This window comes from Bradyrhizobium sp. LTSP885, assembly GCF_000938305.1.
GTDB lineage: Bacteria > Pseudomonadota > Alphaproteobacteria > Rhizobiales > Xanthobacteraceae > Bradyrhizobium.
The window spans coordinates 125,844-141,558 of sequence record NZ_JYMT01000020.1 but is presented as its reverse complement, the minus strand read 5'-3'; the positions used below and the strand labels follow the sequence as shown (position 1 = coordinate 141,558).

Below are 15,715 nucleotides of genomic sequence, written 5' to 3'. Positions count from 1 at the left end.
TTCAATTCGCCCTGCTTTCGTGCAAGGATGCCTGCCGAACGCTTCCGTTCCCCCACTCCATACGCCCCCTACAAGAGGTTTCCGATGGTCAATCGTATGCAATTCTACATCGACGGCGCCTGGGTCGACCCCGTCGTCAAAGGCAAGTCCACCCCCGTCGTCAACCCGGCGACCGAAGAAGCGATGTATGAGGTTGCGCTCGGCTCCAAAGCCGATGTCGACAAGGCAGTCGCCGCCGCCAAGCGCGCGTTCGTGACATTTTCCCAGACCAGCCGCGAGGAGCGCGTCGCGCTGCTCAGCAAGGTCATCGAGATCTACAAGGGCCGCATGAAGGAGATCGGTGCCGCCGTCTCCGACGAGATGGGTGCTCCGCTGCCGATGGCTGAGAAGCTGCAGGCCGGCGCCGGCCTCGGCCACCTCATGAACACCCTCGACGTGCTCAAGAAGTACGAGTTCGAGGAGACCATGGGCACCGCCGTGATCGTGCGCGAGCCGGTCGGCGTGATCGGCATGATCACCCCCTGGAACTGGCCGCTCAACCAGATCGCCTGCAAGGTCGCGCCCGCGCTCGCCGCCGGCTGCACCATGATCCTGAAGCCTTCGGAGTTCACCCCGACCTCGGCGCTGATCTTCGCCGAAATCCTTCACGAAGCCGGCGTGCCGAAGGGCGTGTTCAACCTGCTCAACGGTCTTGGCCCGGAGGTCGGTGCTGCGATGAGCGAGCACCCGGACATCGACATGATCTCGTTCACCGGCTCGACCCGCGCCGGCGTCGACGTCGCCAAGCGCGCGGCTCCGACCGTGAAACGCGTCAGCCAGGAACTCGGCGGCAAATCGCCGAACGTGATCCTCGACGGCGCCGATCTTGCCAAGGCGGTGACCGGCGGCGTGATGCACATGTTCAACAACTCGGGCCAGTCCTGCAACGCGCCGTCGCGCATGATCGTGCCGCTCTCCAAGATGAAGGAAGTGGCCGCGATCGCCAAGGGCGTCGCCGACAAGACCAAGGCGGGCGACCCGCGTGGCGATGGCACCACCATCGGTCCGGTCGTCAACCGCGGCCAGTGGGACAAGATCCAGGCGCTGATCCAGAAGGGCATCGACGAGGGCGCAACCCTCGTTGCCGGCGGAACGGGTCTGCCCGAGGGCGTCAACAAGGGCTTCTATGTCCGTCCGACCATCTTCGCTGACGTCACCAACGACATGACGATCGCCCGCGAAGAAATCTTCGGACCGGTGCTGACGATCCTCGGCGCCAAGGACGAAGCCGAAGCCGTCAAGATCGCCAACGACACGCCCTATGGTCTCGCCGGTTACGTCTCCGCCGACACCGTGGAAACCGCGCGCCGCGTCGGCCGCCAGATCCGCGCCGGCAACGTCAACCTGCAGGGCGTCCCGAACGAGCGCTCCGCTCCGTTCGGCGGCTACAAGCAGTCCGGCAACGGCCGCGAGTGGGGCCGCTACGGTCTGGAAGAGTATCTCGAAGCCAAGGCCGTCGCGGGCTACAACGCGGCGTAAGGTTTCGTGACGCAAATGCGACGCCGGAGCGAGAGATCGCTCCGGCGTCGCTCGTTTCTAACCGCCGAGCGCGCCTTGGGTGTTGACATAGAGCGCATAGATCGACTGGCTCGCCGCCATGAACAGGCGGTTGCGCTTCAGGCCGCCGAAGCAAAGGTTGGCGCAGCGCTCGGGCAGCGCAATGCGGCCGATCATGACGCCGTCGGGCGCGAACACGACGACGCCGTCGAGCTCGGGATCGCCCATGCCCCAGCCGCACCACAGATTGCCGTCGATGTCGCAGCGCATGCCGTCGGGCGTGCCGGGCCCGGCATCGATGAACACGCGCTTGTTGGAAATTTTGGTGCCGTCCGGGGAGACGTCGTAAGCAAGAATCTTGCGGGTCGGCTCGCCGCGGGATTCCACCACGTAAAGGATCTTCTCGTCCGGCGAGAAGCACAGCCCGTTCGGTCCCAGCACGCCTTCGGCGACGATGGTGGCCTTGCCGGTTGCCGGATCGAGCCGGTAGACATTCGGGTCGATCTCGGACTCGACCTTGTAGCCCTCGTAATTGCCGAGCAGGCCGAAGGTGGGATCGCTGAACCAGATCGAGCCGTCGGATTTCACCACGACGTCGTTGGGCGAATTCAGCCGCTTGCCGTCGAAGGCGTCGATCAGTACCGTAATGGATCCGTCATATTCGGTGCGCACCACGCGCCGGCCGCCGTGTTCGCAGGTGACCAGCCGGCCCTGGCGATCGCGGGTGTTGCCGTTGGCGAAGTTGGAGGGCTTGCGGAAGATGCTGACCGCGCCGGTCTCTTCCTCCCATTTGAGGATGCGCTGGTTCGGGATGTCGCTGCAGAGCAGATAGCGCCCGTCGCCGAACCACACCGGGCCTTCGGCCCAGCGCAGGCCGGTGGTCAGCCGCTCCACCGCGGAGAGCTTCAGCCAGTATTTCTCGAAGCGCGGGTCGAGCGCATGGATCGCGGGATCGGGATAAAAAGTCGCGGGACGCCAGCCGGCGGAATGGGCATCGGACATTTGCTGTTCTCGTTGTTGTGTTTCCCTAGCAGTTGGTTTGCTATCATTGTCAGCCTGCGACCGCAATTCAGCCCAATGATTCCCTTGGGCAAACAGGACAGACGAGGGACGGAATGCCACGCATATTGATGACCGGCGCATCGGGTGGAATTGGCACGAGCCTGCGGACATTGCTGCCGCCAATCTATCCGGACCTGGTGCTGAGCGACATCAAGCCGCCGGCCGATCTCGCCAAGGACGAGACCTTCAAGGCGGCCGATCTCGCCGATCTCGCGCAGGTCGAGGCGATCTGCGAGGGCGTCGACGGCATCCTGCATTTCGGCGGCTATTCGGTCGAAGGACCCTGGGACCAGATCCTGCAGTCCAACATCATCGGGGGCTACAATCTGTTCGAGGCCGCGCGGAAGCAGGGCGTCAAGCGCGTGATCTTCGCCTCGTCCAACCACGCCGTCGGTTTCTACCCTCGCCATCACCACATCGGCACCGACGTCACCGCACGGCCGGACAGCCGCTACGGTGTCAGCAAGGTGTTTGGCGAGGCGGTCGGTGCGCTCTATGCCGACAAGCACGGGCTCGAGGTCACCTGCATCCGGATCGGCAATTTCGGCGAGGTGCCGCTCGACCATCGTAGGCTCTCGATCTGGCTGAAGCCGGAAGACCTGGTCCAGCTCTGCCGCATCGGGCTCGAGCATCCCGACATCCATTTCGAGATCTTCTACGGCGCCTCCTACAATGAGCGGTCCTGGTGGGACAATCACCGCGCCTACGATCTCGGCTATCGCCCGACCGGGCGGAGTGAGGATTTTCGCGAGCACGCCATGGCCGAGCAGGCCAAGCTGCCGCCGGATCCGGTCGGCGATTTCTACCAGGGCGGCGCGTTCTGCGGCATGGAGTTCGATGGCGACACGAGTTCAATTATCGATTGGACCAAGCGCTAACGCTTGGTCTCGTCCACAGCAATGCGGTCGAGATAATCCGCCTTGCTGTACTGCATATGATCGACGCAGAGCTGCGCCAGCGCCCAGCTGTCGCGGCCTTTCAGCAGTTCGATCATCAATTCGTGCTGCCGCCGCGACAGCGCGAGACCTTCGTTGTCGGCGAGGTTTTTCGCACGCATCGGCAGTGTCAGGTTCATGTAGTCCTGCAGCGAACGGACCAGATAGGGATTGCCGCAGGCCGAGAACAGCGCGAGATGGAACGCATCGTTGGTTTCGTGGATGCCGCGCATGTCCTGCGCATCGGCCCTGGCGCAATAGTGTCGCTGCAACTCGCTCAGTTGCGCGATCAGGTCTGCGGGCGCGGGCAGGGCGATCATCAGCGCCGCCTGCCGCGTCAGCATCTCGCGGACCTCGTAGATCTGCCGCACTTCGTCGGCGGAATAGAACCGCACCGTGGCGCCGACATTCTTCTCGCGCAGCACGATGCCCTGGCGCTCGAGCTGGAACAGGGCCTGGCGCACGAAATGCCGGCTCGCAACGTAACGCTGCATCAGCGTGTCCTCGACCAGGCGCAGACCGGGTGCGAAGCGGCCGAAGATGATGTCCTCCTCCAGCCGGCGGATCACTTCGGCCTGTTCCTCCTCGCGCGAGGGGGGCTGGATGTCGGGTGATGCGGCCTGGACTTTCATATGCATTCGCTTTGGATTGTCGGCTGACGTCACCACGGCGCAACGGTCATTGTCAATAATGGGGGTAATCTGGTCGCGGGAACCATTATTTCTGGTCCAGAATTATCCCATATTGACAATAATTCCGACCGCTCCTTAAGTGCGGGCGAATGACGACAGGGAACAAGAAAATGGCTGACGGACTTCGCAAGGGACTGACGAGCTATGGTGACGCCGGCTTCTCGCTGTTCCTGCGCAAGGCCTTCATCAAGGCGATGGGCTATTCGGACGATGCGCTCAATCGCCCGATCGTCGGCATCACCAACACCTACAGCGACTACAATCCGTGCCACGGCAACGTCCCGCAAATCATCGAGGCGGTGAAGCGCGGCGTGATGCTGTCGGGCGCGATGCCGTTCGTATTCCCGACCATTTCGATCGCCGAGAGCTTTGCGCATCCAACCTCGATGTATCTGCGCAATCTGATGGCGATGGACACCGAGGAGATGATCCGCGCCCAGCCGATGGATTCGGTGATCGTGATCGGCGGCTGCGACAAGACCTTGCCGGCGCAGATCATGGCCGCCGTGAGCGCCGATCTGCCGACCGTTGTGATTCCGGTCGGGCCGATGGTGGTCGGCCATCACAAGGGCGAGGTGCTCGGCGCCTGCACCGATTGCCGCCGGCTGTGGGGCAAATATCGCGCGGGCGAGATCGACGACGTCGAGATCGAGGCGGTGAACGGCCGTCTCGCGCCGTCGGTCGGCACCTGCATGGTGATGGGCACGGCCTCCACCATGGCCTGCGTCACCGAGGCGCTGGGCTTGTCGCTGCCGATGAGCGCGACGATCCCCGCGCCCCATGCCGAACGCTTTCGCCTGGCGGAAGCAAGTGGCCGCGTCGCCGCCGCGATGGCCAAAACCAAGGGACCGAAGCCGAGCGAAATCCTGACGCCGGCATCGTTCCGCAACGCTCAGGTCGTCATGCAGGCGATCGGCGGCTCCACCAACGGGCTCATTCATCTCACCGCGATCGCCAATCGCACATCGTACAAGATTGATCTCGAGGCGTTCGACAAGCTTGGCCGCGAGGTGCCGGTGCTGATCGACCTGAAGCCGTCGGGCGAACACTACATGGAGCATTTCCATCATGCCGGCGGCGTGCCGAAGCTGATGGCGCAGCTCGGCGGCCTGCTCGATCTCGACGCGAAGACCATCACCGGCCAGACCCTGCGCGAGGTTGTTGCCGGCGCGGAGGAGGTGCCGGGACAGAATGCGATCCGTTCCACGGCGAACCCGATCAAGGCGGAAGGCGCGATGGCGATCCTTCACGGCAATCTCGCGCCGCGCGGGGCCGTGATCAAGCACTCGGCGGCGAGCGAGAGGCTGCTGCAACATACCGGCCGGGCGGTGGTGTTCGACTCCGTCGAGGACATGACGCTGCGGGTCGATGATCCCGCGCTGGAGGTCACGGCCGACGACGTGCTCGTGCTGCGCAATGCCGGCCCGAAGGGCGCGCCCGGCATGCCGGAGGCTGGCTATCTGCCGATCCCGAAGAAGCTTGCGCGCACCGGCGTCAAGGACATGGTCCGGATCTCGGACGCGCGGATGAGCGGCACTGCGTTCGGCACCATCGTGCTGCACATCACGCCGGAGTCCGCCGTCGGCGGTCCGCTGGCGCTGGTGCGGAACGGCGATATGATCCGGCTCGATGTCGCCAAGCGCAGCATCGATCTCCTGGTCGACGAGGCCGAGCTGCAGAAGCGTCGCGCGACGCTGACGCCGGCGGGGGCCCCCGAATGGGCGAAGCGCGGCTATGCCCATCTCTTCAACGAGACGATCCTGCAGGCCGACGAAGGCTGCGATTTCGATTTCATGCGCGCCAAGGGAAAGTAAAGGGCAAATAGACGACTTCGCTCCGCAAGGCCGTCAAATTGTCGATAATTCTCGTTGTGCGGCGCCTCTTGAGTGTCGCTGTGAGCCATATTCCCCAGTTTTATTGACAATCCCGCAGAACTGATGGGATGATCGCGGCAATTAAAAACAGGGGGAGCGTTGGGATGGGTGTTCCAGCAAAGATCATCGGGGCCGCCATGGCCGCGGCAGCGTTGCTGCTGTCCGCCAGCGTCACGGCGCAGGAGGTCAAGCACTTCCGCTTCGCCTACGACCAGCCGCGCAACACCGGCTATTCGATCGCGGCTGATTTGTTCGCCGAGAAGCTCAAGGAATTGAGCAAGGGCACCCTGCTCATCGATCAATATCCCGGCGCGCAGCTCGGGCAGGAGTCGCAGGTCCTGCAGCTCGTGAAGTCGGGCGACGTCGAGTTCGCGATCATCTCCTCGGCCAACACCGCGACGATCTCGCCGCAGGCCGGCGTGATGTCGCTGCATTTCCTGTTCCGCGACGAAAAGCACGTGATCAACGGACTGGCCGATCCCAAGGTGTTCGAAGCGCTCAAGACAATGATCGACGAGACGACGCAGGGCCTGCATCTCATCGCGACCGGCTCGCAGGGCGTACGGCACATGTATAGCAAGAAGGAAATTCACAACGTCAACGACATCAAGGGACTGAAAGTCCGGGTGCAGGCGACAGCAACCGAGGACACCATGTTCCCGGCCTATGGCGCGCAGACGGTTCATATGCCCTTCGGGAGCGTCTACACCTCGCTGCAAACCGGCGTGGTCGACGTCGCCGAAAACAGCATCAACGTCTACCTCGTCAACAAGCACTACGAGGTCGCGCCGGTGCTGAACATCACCGAGCATGAAGCCAACAACGCGCTGGTGTTTATCTCCGACAAGCTCTGGCAGAGCCTCTCCGCCGAGCAGAAGCAGTGGGTGCAGACGGCCGCCAACGAGGTCAGCGCCAAGGAACCGGCGAAAGCGTTCGACCTTGAGCGGACCGCGCTGACCAAGCTGAAGTCGCTCGGCGTCAAGGTGGTCGATGACGTGGACAAGAAGAGCTTTATCGCGATCGCCGATCCCTATCTCGACAAGCTTGCCAAGGATCTCGGACCGCACGCGGAGAAGATCAAGAATCTGATCCGCGCAATCAACTGAGCCTCGCGTCACGCGTCGCCGGGACGGCCAACGAGGACGACGGAGCATTCGATGGCCATCGCCGACAAACTGGTGCTGCAGCGGCAGCGGCATCTGAAATGGCTGGCGCTGGACAGGCTCGAACTCGGCTTGATGGTGCTGTGTGGCCTGCTCTGCTGCGGCTTTTCGTTGTCTGTCACCGCCGACATCATCACCCGCACCATCGGCCATCCCTGGCTGTGGCTGCAGGAAGTCACCTCGACGCTGTTCATCTATGCGATTTTCATCGGTGCAGCGGCCGCGACGCGACGCAATGATCACCTCTATCTCACCGCCATCTCGGACGCGATGCACGGCACGCCGCGCTTGATCATCGAGATCGTCATTCGCCTGGTGGTGTTGGGCGTTGCATTCTGCCTGGTCTGGTATGGCTATCTGAACTACCTCCGTGGCTTCGGCAGTTTCCGGCTGCCGTCGGGTACGCCGATCGCTTCGCTGTACGTGATCATTCCCCTGTCCGGCATCCTGATCGGCCTGTTCACGATCGAGCAGCTCGTCAACGGTATCCGCAACGGCTTTGACCATCCCGAGCCGCCCGACGAGGACCTTGCGATCCCCCCGATCGGCACCAGCGCGCCGACTGGAGCACAGCCGTGAGCGCGCCCGTCGTCCTCGTGCTGATGTCGTCCTGCTTCCTGTTCTTTGGCTATCTCGGCGTCCCCGTGCCGTTCTCTCTGATGGCCGGCGTGTTCATCGGCGCACTGCTGTCGGATGTCTCGCTGGCCGCGATCATCCAGAAGATCTTTGACGGCGTCGATTCCGAGGCGTTGCTTGCGATCCCGTTCTTCCTTCTGGTCGGCGAACTCATGAGCTCGGCGAATGTCGTGGTGCGGATCGCCAATCTGTCGGTTTCGCTGGTTGGCCATATCAGGGGTGGGCTGTCGCAGGTCGTCGTCGTCTTCAGCATGTTCTTCTCGGAAATGTCGGGCTCGACCACCGCTGACGTCGCCGTGATGAGCCGGGCGCTTGGCGGGCCGATGAAGCGGGAGGGCTATGAGCCGGCGTTCATCGCCGCGATCATCGCCTCCGCTTCGACGATTGCGGCGCTGGTGCCGCCGAGCATTACGGCTGTGGTCTACGGCGCCGTCGGCAACGTCTCGATCGCCGGCCTGTTCATGGCGGGCGTGGTGCCTGGGCTGATGATTGGCTTCGGGCTGATGATCTACTGTTACTTCTTCGGCCCTTCGGGGTTGCGCAAGCCGCGTGCGCCGCTCCGCCAGATCGCCTTCGCTGCCGGCGACGCGGCGCTGCCGCTGATGATCCCGGTGATCCTGCTCGGCGGCATCCTCACCGGCTGGTTCACGCCGACCGAGGCCGGCGTGGTCGCGGTCGTCTATATCATTATCGTCGTGATCCCGGCGCTGAACCGCGGGCACCTGAAGAAGATCCCTTACGACTTCTGTCTTGCCGGTCTGATCTTCTCGCTGCCGCTGATCACGATCGGCGCGGCGAATGCCTTTGGCTGGATGCTGGCCTATCTGCGTGGGGCAATCTACATCGCCGACTTGATCACCTCGATCGCGGGCAACGACCCGCAGCTCATCATGTTGCTGATGGTGCTGCTGTTCACCGTGGTCGGCGACTTCATCGAGCCGGTGCCCACCATCATCATCTTCATGCCGTTGGTGAACGCGTTGACGCAGGCCGGCGACATCAACGGCGTCCATATGGGCGTGGTGCTGATCGCGACGCTGGCCTTCGGCCTGATCACACCGCCCTATGGGTTGGTGCTGCTGATGGCCTCAAAATTCGTCGGCGTCAGCTTTGGGAAAGCGTTGCGCGCGGCGCTGCCGATCTATGTCGTATTCCTGGTCACCATCTGCTTCACGATCTACTTCCCGAAAATCGTGCTGTGGCTGCCCAAGCAGGTGATCCCGGAATCGGTCGGCTGCTTCAAGGCACCGGGCGGCACGGGGTACATCTGTCCGAATTGACCGATCTGCTACTTCGATTTGCTGGTGAACCTTTTCACCGCGACGCGGAACTCCTCTGTGTTCATGCAGCCGATGATGGCGTCGCGCTCGGCATCGAGCTGCGCCTCGATCGTCGTGGTCGGCGCCTGATGGATCAGCGCCTTGGTGGCGGCGAGCCCGGCGGGCGCGTTCTGCGCCAGCCGCAGCGCGAACTCGCGGGTCGCCGCCTTCAGTTCGGCTGCCGGCACGATCTTGGCGACGAGGCCCCATTGCTGGGCCTGCTGCGCGGTAAAACTGTCCTCGGCAAGGAATATCTGCAGCGCGCGGCGGGGGCCGACGCTGGCAGCCAGGCCCACGGTGCCGCCGCCATCCGGCGAGACGCCGATCTTGGCGTAGGCCGGCGTGAAGCGGGCGTCCTCGGCGGCGATGCAAAGATCGGCAACGAAGGCGAGCGACAGGCCGGCGCCGGCGGCCGAACCGTGGACGCTCGCGAGCACCAGCTTCGGCATCCGCCGCAGCGCCGTGATGAAGGCATGGTAATGCCCAAGCATTTCGCCGACGACAGGCGCGATGGTGTTGGCTTCGGCCGCGGCACCGATGGTCTGCAGATCGCCGCCGGCACAGAAGGCGCGGCCTTCGCCTTCGATAACCAACACGCGGACGTCCTTGTTGGCTTCGACCTCGGCGCCGAGCTGTTCGAGTTTCCTGGCAATCGACATGTCGATCGCATTGAATGCGGCCGGCCGGTTCAGCGTGATGGTCGCGATGGGGCCGTCGATCCGGAGCAGGGCCGGGTCAGCGGTAGGGGTGGTGACGGGTTCAGGCATCTTGAAGACCTTGGGCTTGTTGTTTCCCGCCATTTAAGGCCCTCGCGGGAGAGCTGGCAATCCGGCCTGCCTCAGGCGCGGGCGCACCGGTGGTCCCGATTTGGCGGGGACCCCCTTGCGTCCGCGCGAGCCATGAGGCCAAATGGCACCCGCCTTCGGTACGCAGACACGAGCGCTGTGGGGTCGGGGCAAGCAAGCTAACATCAATGGTGAGGAAAACGGCATGGGTCACTCCTGCTCGCTCGCATCTGGGTTGAACCGATGACGGCAAATGGGGTCATCATCGTCGGCGCGGGACACGCCGGCTTCCAGCTCGCGGCGTCGCTGCGCCAAAGCGGCTATTCTGAGCGCATTGCGCTGCTCAATGACGAGGGGCACCTGCCGTACCAGCGGCCACCCCTGTCCAAGGCCTATCTGAAGGGAACCGGCGGGCCCGACAGCCTGATGTTCCGGCCCGATAAATTCTACCAGGACAACCGGATCGAACTGATCACCGATCGCGCTCATGCGGTCGACCGCCATGCGCGGAAGGTCGCGCTCGCGTCCGGCTCCTCGCTCGACTACGGCCATCTGGTGCTTGCGACCGGCGCGCGGAACCGGCTGCTCGATATTCCGAACGCTAAATTGGACGCCGTACGGTATCTGCGGACGCTCGACGAGAGCCAGGCGCTGCGCCATCTGCTTGCGCCCGATATGCGCGTCGTCGTGGTCGGTGCCGGCTTCATCGGACTCGAATTCGCCGCCACCGCACGCGGCAAGGGTCTCGAGGTCGATGTGGTCGAGTTGGCGTCGCGCGTGATGGCGCGGGCCGTGACCGCCGAGATTTCCGAGTTCTCGCAATCCCGGCACACCGCGGCCGGAATCCGCATTCACCTCGGCGTGCAGGTCACCGGCATCGAGGCCGACGGCGCCAACGTTACCGGGGTCAGCCTGAGCAATGGCACGCATATCCCGGCCGATCTCGTCGTGGTCGGCGTCGGCGTGCTGCCGAATGTCGAACTGGCAGCCGATGCCGGGCTGCCGGTCGCCTCCGGCATCATCGTCGATGAGCATCTTTTGACCGCTGATCCTGATATCTCCGCGATCGGCGATTGCGCGCTCTACACCAGCAAGCGGTTCGGCGGATCGCTGCGGCTGGAGTCGGTGCAGAACGCGACCGACCATGCGCGCTGCGTGGCGGCGCGGCTGACCGGCAAGACCGAAGTCTATGACGGCCTGCCGTGGTTCTGGAGCGATCAAGGCCCCGATAAGCTGCAGATGGTCGGCCTCACCACCGGCTACGACCGCGTCGCGGTGCGCGGCGACCGCGCGCAGGGGGCGTTCTCGGCGTTCTGCTACCGCGGCGATAAGTTGCTCGGCATCGAGTCGGTCAACCGCGCCGGCGATCACATGTTCGGCCGCCGACTTCTCGGCGCCGGCGGCTCGATCACGCCGGAGCAGGCCGCGGACACGGGGTTTGATCTGAAGGGTGCGCTGACGTAACGATCCCGTCGTCCCGGCCCTTGTGCGCATAGCGCACAGGGGCCGGGACCCATACTCCGCAGCCGGCGTTGTGGACGGGATCGTCGTTCCAGCGTTGCGAGCCAATGGGCATTTGTGGTTATGGGTCCCGGCCTTCGCCGGGACGACTCGCGGAAAGAACGGCGCCAACCTCCTGCGCCGTCGGCATCGATGGCGCAGCGCCCATCCGTTGCACGCAGATCGAGGCGGCGATGTTGGCGTAGGTCAGCGCATCACGCAGCGGCCTTCCGTTTGCGAGCTGTGAGGCGAGCGCGCCGACGAAGCAATCGCCGGCGCCTGTGGTGTCGACAGCTTTCACCTCGCGCCCCGCGACCAGCAGCGGCTGGTTCTCGACCAGCGCCAGCACGCCGCGTCTGCCGAGGGTGACGCAGACGATCTTGCCACGTGCCAAACTCCGTGCCGCTTCGGCGAAGCGCGCCGGCGTGTCGCTGTCGCTAAGCTCGGCGCCGGTGAGGACGCCGAGCTCGGTCTCGTTGAGGATCAGGATGTCGACGAGATCGAGCAGGTCCTTGTCGACCTGTTTCGCCGGCGCCGGATTGAGGACCGTGGTGGCACCGGCGGCGCGAGCGCGCCTGAAGAAGGCCGATATCGTCGGCAGCGGGATTTCAAACTGGCTGACCGCGACGTCGCCCTTGGCCAACACGGGCGCGGCGACGTCGTTGGCGTCGACCTGCGCATTGGCGCCCGGCACCACCACAATGGTGTTGTCGGCATTGGCGATGGTGATGATCGCCGTGCCGGAATGCGTGCCGGCGGTGTCCTTGACGAAGGCGAGATCTACGCCCTGCGCGGCGAGGAAGGTCCTGAGTTCCTGCCCGAAGGCGTCGGTGCCGAGCCGGCCGATCAGCGTCGTCGGTACGCCCTGCTTGGCCGAGGCCACGGCCTGGTTGGCGCCCTTGCCGCCAGGAAAGTAGAGCACGGCCTCGCCGGCGACGGTCTCGCCGACCCGCGGGTGGCGCTCGGCGGTCGCCACCACGTCCATGTTGATGCTGCCGGCGACGAAGACGCGTCCCATGGCTAACCCCGTCCACACATCTCAGACAGCAGCGGCAAATTCCCGCTTGACCGCATCGATGTCGGCGAGGGTGGGCAGGCCGGCCTCGTTCCCCAGCTTCTGGATCTTGTAGGTCGATGCGGCGCGCGCGAACTCGAAATGCTCATGCCAGCCTTTGCTCGGATTGGCGAGATAGGAATAGATGTAGGCGCCGTGGAAGACGTCTCCGGCGCCGTTGGTGTCGATCACACGCTTGCGCGGGATCGGAAATGCCGGAAGGGTGCTGACCACGCCGGCCTCGTCATACCAGAGCAGGCCGCGCTCGCCCATGGTGATGCCTCCGACCTTGCAGCCGCGGCTCCTCAGATAGTCGAGCATGTGCTCGGGCGTCTTGTCCATCTGCTCGCACAGCCGTTCGGCGACGATCGCCACATCGATGAATTCGAGCAGCTCGTGGGTGTTGGTGCGCAAGCCGCCGCCGTCGAGCGAGGTCATGATGCCGGCCTCGCGGCAGAGTTTTGCGTAGTGGATCGCAGCGTCCGGCTGGTGGCCGTCGATATGCAGTGCGCGGCAGCCCTCGATGTTCAGGAGTGGAAAGGGATGGATGTGCTGGTCGTCACGGCAGCGGACGATCGCGCGCTTGCCGTCAATGGGCATGATGAAGGAGAGCGAGGAGGAGTTCACCTTGCGGGGATGGAACGAGATGCCGTACCTGTCGGCCATGTCCCAGAACATGCGCCCCAGCCAGTCGTTGGCCATGGTGGCGATCAGGTCCGGCTCAACGCCGAGCTTGGAGCAGCAGAATGCCGCGGTGACGGCGTTGCCGCCGAACGAGACGGCATAGGCGTCAGCGACGTGTTTCTCGTCGCCAACAGGCATGTGGTCGGTGATGAAAGTGACGTCGATATAGGTCTGTCCGATGAAGAGAGCCTGCATTCGCTTTCCGTCGTGGCTTGGGGGCCGGCGTTGCAGACTAGCACTGCTGGTCGGCCGATATCGCTGAAAATATTCGCAACCCTGCCTGGTTTGCGGCTAGAAATTGAGGGGGCGGATCGGGCCGTGCTGGCATTCGGCATAACAGCCGGCCGCTGTCCGCGGTTCCTGATCGTACCTGAGGGGAGAGCATAATGACGGCCAATTCGGGGACATCGCAGCCATGATCACCGGTCTCGATCACGTCGTCGTCCTGACCGGCGACATCACGGCTGCCAGCGCCGCCTATGAGACGCTGTTTGCGCGGGCGCCTGGCTGGCGCAACCGCGGCGACGGCGCGGACCGGGTGCTGTTTACGCTCGACAACACCACGCTGGAATTGCTGGCGCCCCACGGCGACGATGCCGCAGCCCAGCGTGTCCGCAGCGCGCTCGCCACCCAGGGCGAGGGGCTCGCGAGCCTCTGCTTCCGCACCAGCGATATCGCAAAGACGCACCGCCGGCTTGAGCGGCTGACGCTGAAGCCCGAACCGGTCGCCGAGGTCGAGAGCCGCGACGATGCGAGCGGCGCCGTGCTGTCGTGGAAGCGCACGCGGGCCGCAACCGATGCGACGCGAGGCATCCGCATGTTCTTCCTGGAGCGCGAACAGGAGCGGCCGCTCTCGGTGCGCACCACGACGGCCGCGATCACCGCGATGGATCATGTTGTGGTGTCGACCGCCGATCCGGAGCGCGCCGCCGCGCTCTATGGCGCGCGGCTCGGGCTCGACATGGCGCTCGACCGGTCGCATCCGGACTGGGGCCGGCTGATGTTCTTCCGTTGTGGCGATCTGATCGTCGAGGTCACGCACCGGCCGGGTAAGGAAAAGAACAAGGCGGAGACGGACGCGCGGGACCGCCTTCGCGGCCTTTGCTGGCGCGTCGCCGACATCGAAGCCACCCATGCGCGGCTCGCCGCCGCCGGTGTCGACGTCTCCGAGATCAGAACCGGCCGCAAGCCAGGCACCCGCGTGATGACCGTGCGGAATGGCACAAGCGGCGTACCGACGCTGCTGGTGCAGCCGTCGGCGGGGAAGGGGGAGTAGGCGACACACCATCCGCGCGTCGTCCCGGCGAAGGCCGGGACCCATACTCCGCGGCGGATGTTGTAGGCGGGACTCGTCGTTCCAGCTTCGCGTGATAATCAACATTTGTGGTTATGGGTCCCGGGTCAAGCCCGGGACGACAGTGAGTTTGTGGCGCGGCTGGATGAATGACGGGCGGGAGCGGGCAGCCATCGCAACCGCGAGAACGCCTCGCATTCACCCGACCATCACAACAACATTCGTTCTCAAACGCCGCGGGTCGTGCTACATTCATCAGTCCAGCATCACCGAGCAATCGATTTGGCCAAAGCGAAGCGAATATTGAAGTGGCAGCGCGATCCCGCGGGCATGCGGCAGCGCATTCTCGAGGCGGCGAAGCAGGAATTTGCCGCCCATGGCCTCGCCGGTGCGCGTGTCGACCGCATCGCGGCCAACGCCGACGCCAACAAGCGGATGCTGTATTACCACGTCGGCAACAAGGAGGATCTCTATCTCGAGGTGCTGGAAGGCGCCTATGAGAAGATCCGCGCCGAGGAGCGCACGCTCGATCTGGAGCATCTCGATCCGCCCGAGGCGATCGCGTGCCTGATCGACTTCACCTGGAACTATTTTCTGCGCAACCCCGAGTTCCTGGCGCTGCTCAACACCGAAAACCTCGCAAGAGCAAAACACCTGAAGCGCTCGACCAAGGTGAAGTCGATGCACTCGCCGTTCGTCGAGATGATCCGCACGGTGGTGACGCGGGGCGTCGAGAGCGGCGACTTCCACGTTGCGGTCGATCCGGTGCAGCTCTACATCTCGATCGCCGGGCTCTGCTTCTTCTATCTCTCCAACAGCGCCACGCTGAGCGTGATCTTCGGCCGCGACCTCTTGAAGAAGGACGCTCGCGACGAGCGTCTGAGCCACATGGTCGCGCTGGTGCTGGCGGCGCTGACCGGAAAATCCACGGCGTCGTTTGGCAAGGTGAAGATGCCGGCGCTGCTGTCGGCGGGGCATCAGGTGGTGTAGTTCCACCGCTGCCGTTATTGCAATGACCTGTAGCCCGGATGGAGCGAAGCGCAATCCGGGGCCGCTCGATCGGCGGATAACGCGGTCCCGGATTTCGCGGAGCCTGTCATCGGGCGCGCATTCGCGCGACCCGTGGGCTGCATCCGGGCTACGGAATATCAGCCGGCAAAATTCTCACCTGACGAAAGTCG

At 64.2% G+C, this 15,715-nt stretch carries 14 protein-coding genes; 9 read left to right on the top strand and 5 right to left on the bottom strand.

The features are described from left to right. Positions 1–84 precede the first annotated feature (84 nt). Positions 85–1,518 (top strand): aldehyde dehydrogenase family protein, encoded by a 1,434-nt coding sequence (locus UP09_RS13785; protein ID WP_044538740.1) that lies wholly within the window; start codon positions 85–87, stop codon positions 1,516–1,518. Between the two features lie 57 nt (positions 1,519–1,575). Here the strand turns inward: UP09_RS13785 and UP09_RS13780 are convergent, their stop codons facing one another. Next, positions 1,576–2,538, bottom strand: coding sequence for an SMP-30/gluconolactonase/LRE family protein (locus UP09_RS13780; protein ID WP_044538739.1), 963 nt, complete (start codon positions 2,536–2,538; stop codon positions 1,576–1,578). A 113-nt stretch (positions 2,539–2,651) separates the two neighbouring features. Here UP09_RS13780 and UP09_RS13775 point away from each other — a divergent pair, with 113 nt between their 5' ends. Then, positions 2,652–3,476: an NAD-dependent epimerase/dehydratase family protein gene (locus UP09_RS13775; RefSeq protein ID WP_044538738.1), complete on the top strand. Its 825-nt coding sequence runs from the start codon at positions 2,652–2,654 to the stop codon at positions 3,474–3,476. On the opposite strand, the gene UP09_RS13770 is transcribed toward UP09_RS13775, so the two are convergent. Beyond that, the gene (locus tag UP09_RS13770) at positions 3,473–4,165 is read right to left on the bottom strand and encodes a GntR family transcriptional regulator (protein ID WP_044538737.1); all 693 of its coding nucleotides are present in this window, start codon (positions 4,163–4,165) and stop codon (positions 3,473–3,475) included. The genes UP09_RS13775 and UP09_RS13770 overlap by 4 nt on opposite strands. Positions 4,166–4,335: 170 nt before the next feature. Between UP09_RS13770 and UP09_RS13765 the strand changes: the two genes are divergently transcribed. From UP09_RS13765 to UP09_RS13750, 4 genes are all read left to right on the top strand, one after another. Continuing rightward, positions 4,336–6,039 carry an IlvD/Edd family dehydratase gene (locus tag UP09_RS13765; RefSeq protein WP_044538736.1) on the top strand — a complete coding sequence of 568 codons (1,704 nt, stop codon included), beginning with the start codon at positions 4,336–4,338 and terminating at the stop codon, positions 6,037–6,039. A 197-nt stretch (positions 6,040–6,236) separates the two neighbouring features. After that, positions 6,237–7,205, top strand: a complete 969-nt coding sequence (locus tag UP09_RS13760; RefSeq protein ID WP_197082667.1) for a TRAP transporter substrate-binding protein — start codon at positions 6,237–6,239, stop codon at positions 7,203–7,205. A 51-nt stretch (positions 7,206–7,256) separates the two neighbouring features. After that, positions 7,257–7,841 carry a TRAP transporter small permease gene (locus UP09_RS13755; protein ID WP_044538734.1) on the top strand — a complete coding sequence of 195 codons (585 nt, stop codon included), beginning with the start codon at positions 7,257–7,259 and terminating at the stop codon, positions 7,839–7,841. Then, positions 7,838–9,178 (top strand): TRAP transporter large permease, encoded by a 1,341-nt coding sequence (locus tag UP09_RS13750; protein ID WP_044538733.1) that lies wholly within the window; start codon positions 7,838–7,840, stop codon positions 9,176–9,178. Before UP09_RS13755 ends, UP09_RS13750 begins: the two co-directional genes overlap by 4 nt. 8 nt (positions 9,179–9,186) lie before the next feature. Here the strand turns inward: UP09_RS13750 and UP09_RS13745 are convergent, their stop codons facing one another. Further along, the gene (locus tag UP09_RS13745; protein ID WP_044538763.1) at positions 9,187–9,984 is read right to left on the bottom strand and encodes an enoyl-CoA hydratase/isomerase family protein; all 798 of its coding nucleotides are present in this window, start codon (positions 9,982–9,984) and stop codon (positions 9,187–9,189) included. A 261-nt stretch (positions 9,985–10,245) separates the two neighbouring features. Between UP09_RS13745 and UP09_RS13740 the strand changes: the two genes are divergently transcribed. Continuing rightward, entirely contained in the window at positions 10,246–11,466 is a 1,221-nt protein-coding gene (locus tag UP09_RS13740) for an NAD(P)/FAD-dependent oxidoreductase (RefSeq protein WP_044538732.1), read from the top strand. A gap of 118 nt (positions 11,467–11,584) precedes the next feature. Here UP09_RS13740 and rbsK read toward each other — a convergent pair whose 3' ends face one another. Next, complete coding sequence (gene rbsK / locus UP09_RS13735) at positions 11,585–12,520, bottom strand: ribokinase (RefSeq protein ID WP_044538731.1); 936 nt, start codon at positions 12,518–12,520, stop codon at positions 11,585–11,587. Between the two features lie 21 nt (positions 12,521–12,541). Further along, on the bottom strand, positions 12,542–13,435 hold the full coding sequence (locus UP09_RS13730; protein ID WP_044538730.1) for a sugar kinase: 894 nt from the start codon (positions 13,433–13,435) through the stop codon (positions 12,542–12,544). Between the two features lie 220 nt (positions 13,436–13,655). Here UP09_RS13730 and UP09_RS13725 point away from each other — a divergent pair, with 220 nt between their 5' ends. Together UP09_RS13725 and UP09_RS13720 are read left to right on the top strand one after the other, a co-directional pair. Beyond that, positions 13,656–14,516, top strand: coding sequence for a VOC family protein (locus tag UP09_RS13725; RefSeq protein ID WP_044538729.1), 861 nt, complete (start codon positions 13,656–13,658; stop codon positions 14,514–14,516). Between the two features lie 300 nt (positions 14,517–14,816). Beyond that, positions 14,817–15,524 (top strand): TetR/AcrR family transcriptional regulator, encoded by a 708-nt coding sequence (locus UP09_RS13720; RefSeq protein ID WP_197082666.1) that lies wholly within the window; start codon positions 14,817–14,819, stop codon positions 15,522–15,524. Positions 15,525–15,715 lie beyond the last annotated feature (191 nt).

Bases quoted from the DNA above. Each gene is read 5' to 3' on its own strand.
- UP09_RS13775 (WP_044538738.1), top strand. From the start codon at position 2,652: ATGCCACGCATATTGATGACCGGCGCATCGGGTGGAATTGGCACGAGC.
- UP09_RS13760 (WP_197082667.1), top strand. From the start codon at position 6,237: ATGGCCGCGGCAGCGTTGCTGCTGTCCGCCAGCGTCACGGCGCAGGAG.
- UP09_RS13745 (WP_044538763.1), bottom strand. From the start codon at position 9,984: ATGCCTGAACCCGTCACCACCCCTACCGCTGACCCGGCCCTGCTCCGG.
- UP09_RS13725 (WP_044538729.1), top strand. From the start codon at position 13,656: ATGATCACCGGTCTCGATCACGTCGTCGTCCTGACCGGCGACATCACG.
- UP09_RS13785 (WP_044538740.1), top strand. From the start codon at position 85: ATGGTCAATCGTATGCAATTCTACATCGACGGCGCCTGGGTCGACCCC.
- UP09_RS13770 (WP_044538737.1), bottom strand. From the start codon at position 4,165: ATGAAAGTCCAGGCCGCATCACCCGACATCCAGCCCCCCTCGCGCGAG.
- UP09_RS13765 (WP_044538736.1), top strand. From the start codon at position 4,336: ATGGCTGACGGACTTCGCAAGGGACTGACGAGCTATGGTGACGCCGGC.
- UP09_RS13780 (WP_044538739.1), bottom strand. From the start codon at position 2,538: ATGTCCGATGCCCATTCCGCCGGCTGGCGTCCCGCGACTTTTTATCCC.
- rbsK (WP_044538731.1), bottom strand. From the start codon at position 12,520: ATGGGACGCGTCTTCGTCGCCGGCAGCATCAACATGGACGTGGTGGCG.
- UP09_RS13730 (WP_044538730.1), bottom strand. From the start codon at position 13,435: ATGCAGGCTCTCTTCATCGGACAGACCTATATCGACGTCACTTTCATC.
- UP09_RS13755 (WP_044538734.1), top strand. From the start codon at position 7,257: ATGGCCATCGCCGACAAACTGGTGCTGCAGCGGCAGCGGCATCTGAAA.
- UP09_RS13740 (WP_044538732.1), top strand. From the start codon at position 10,246: ATGACGGCAAATGGGGTCATCATCGTCGGCGCGGGACACGCCGGCTTC.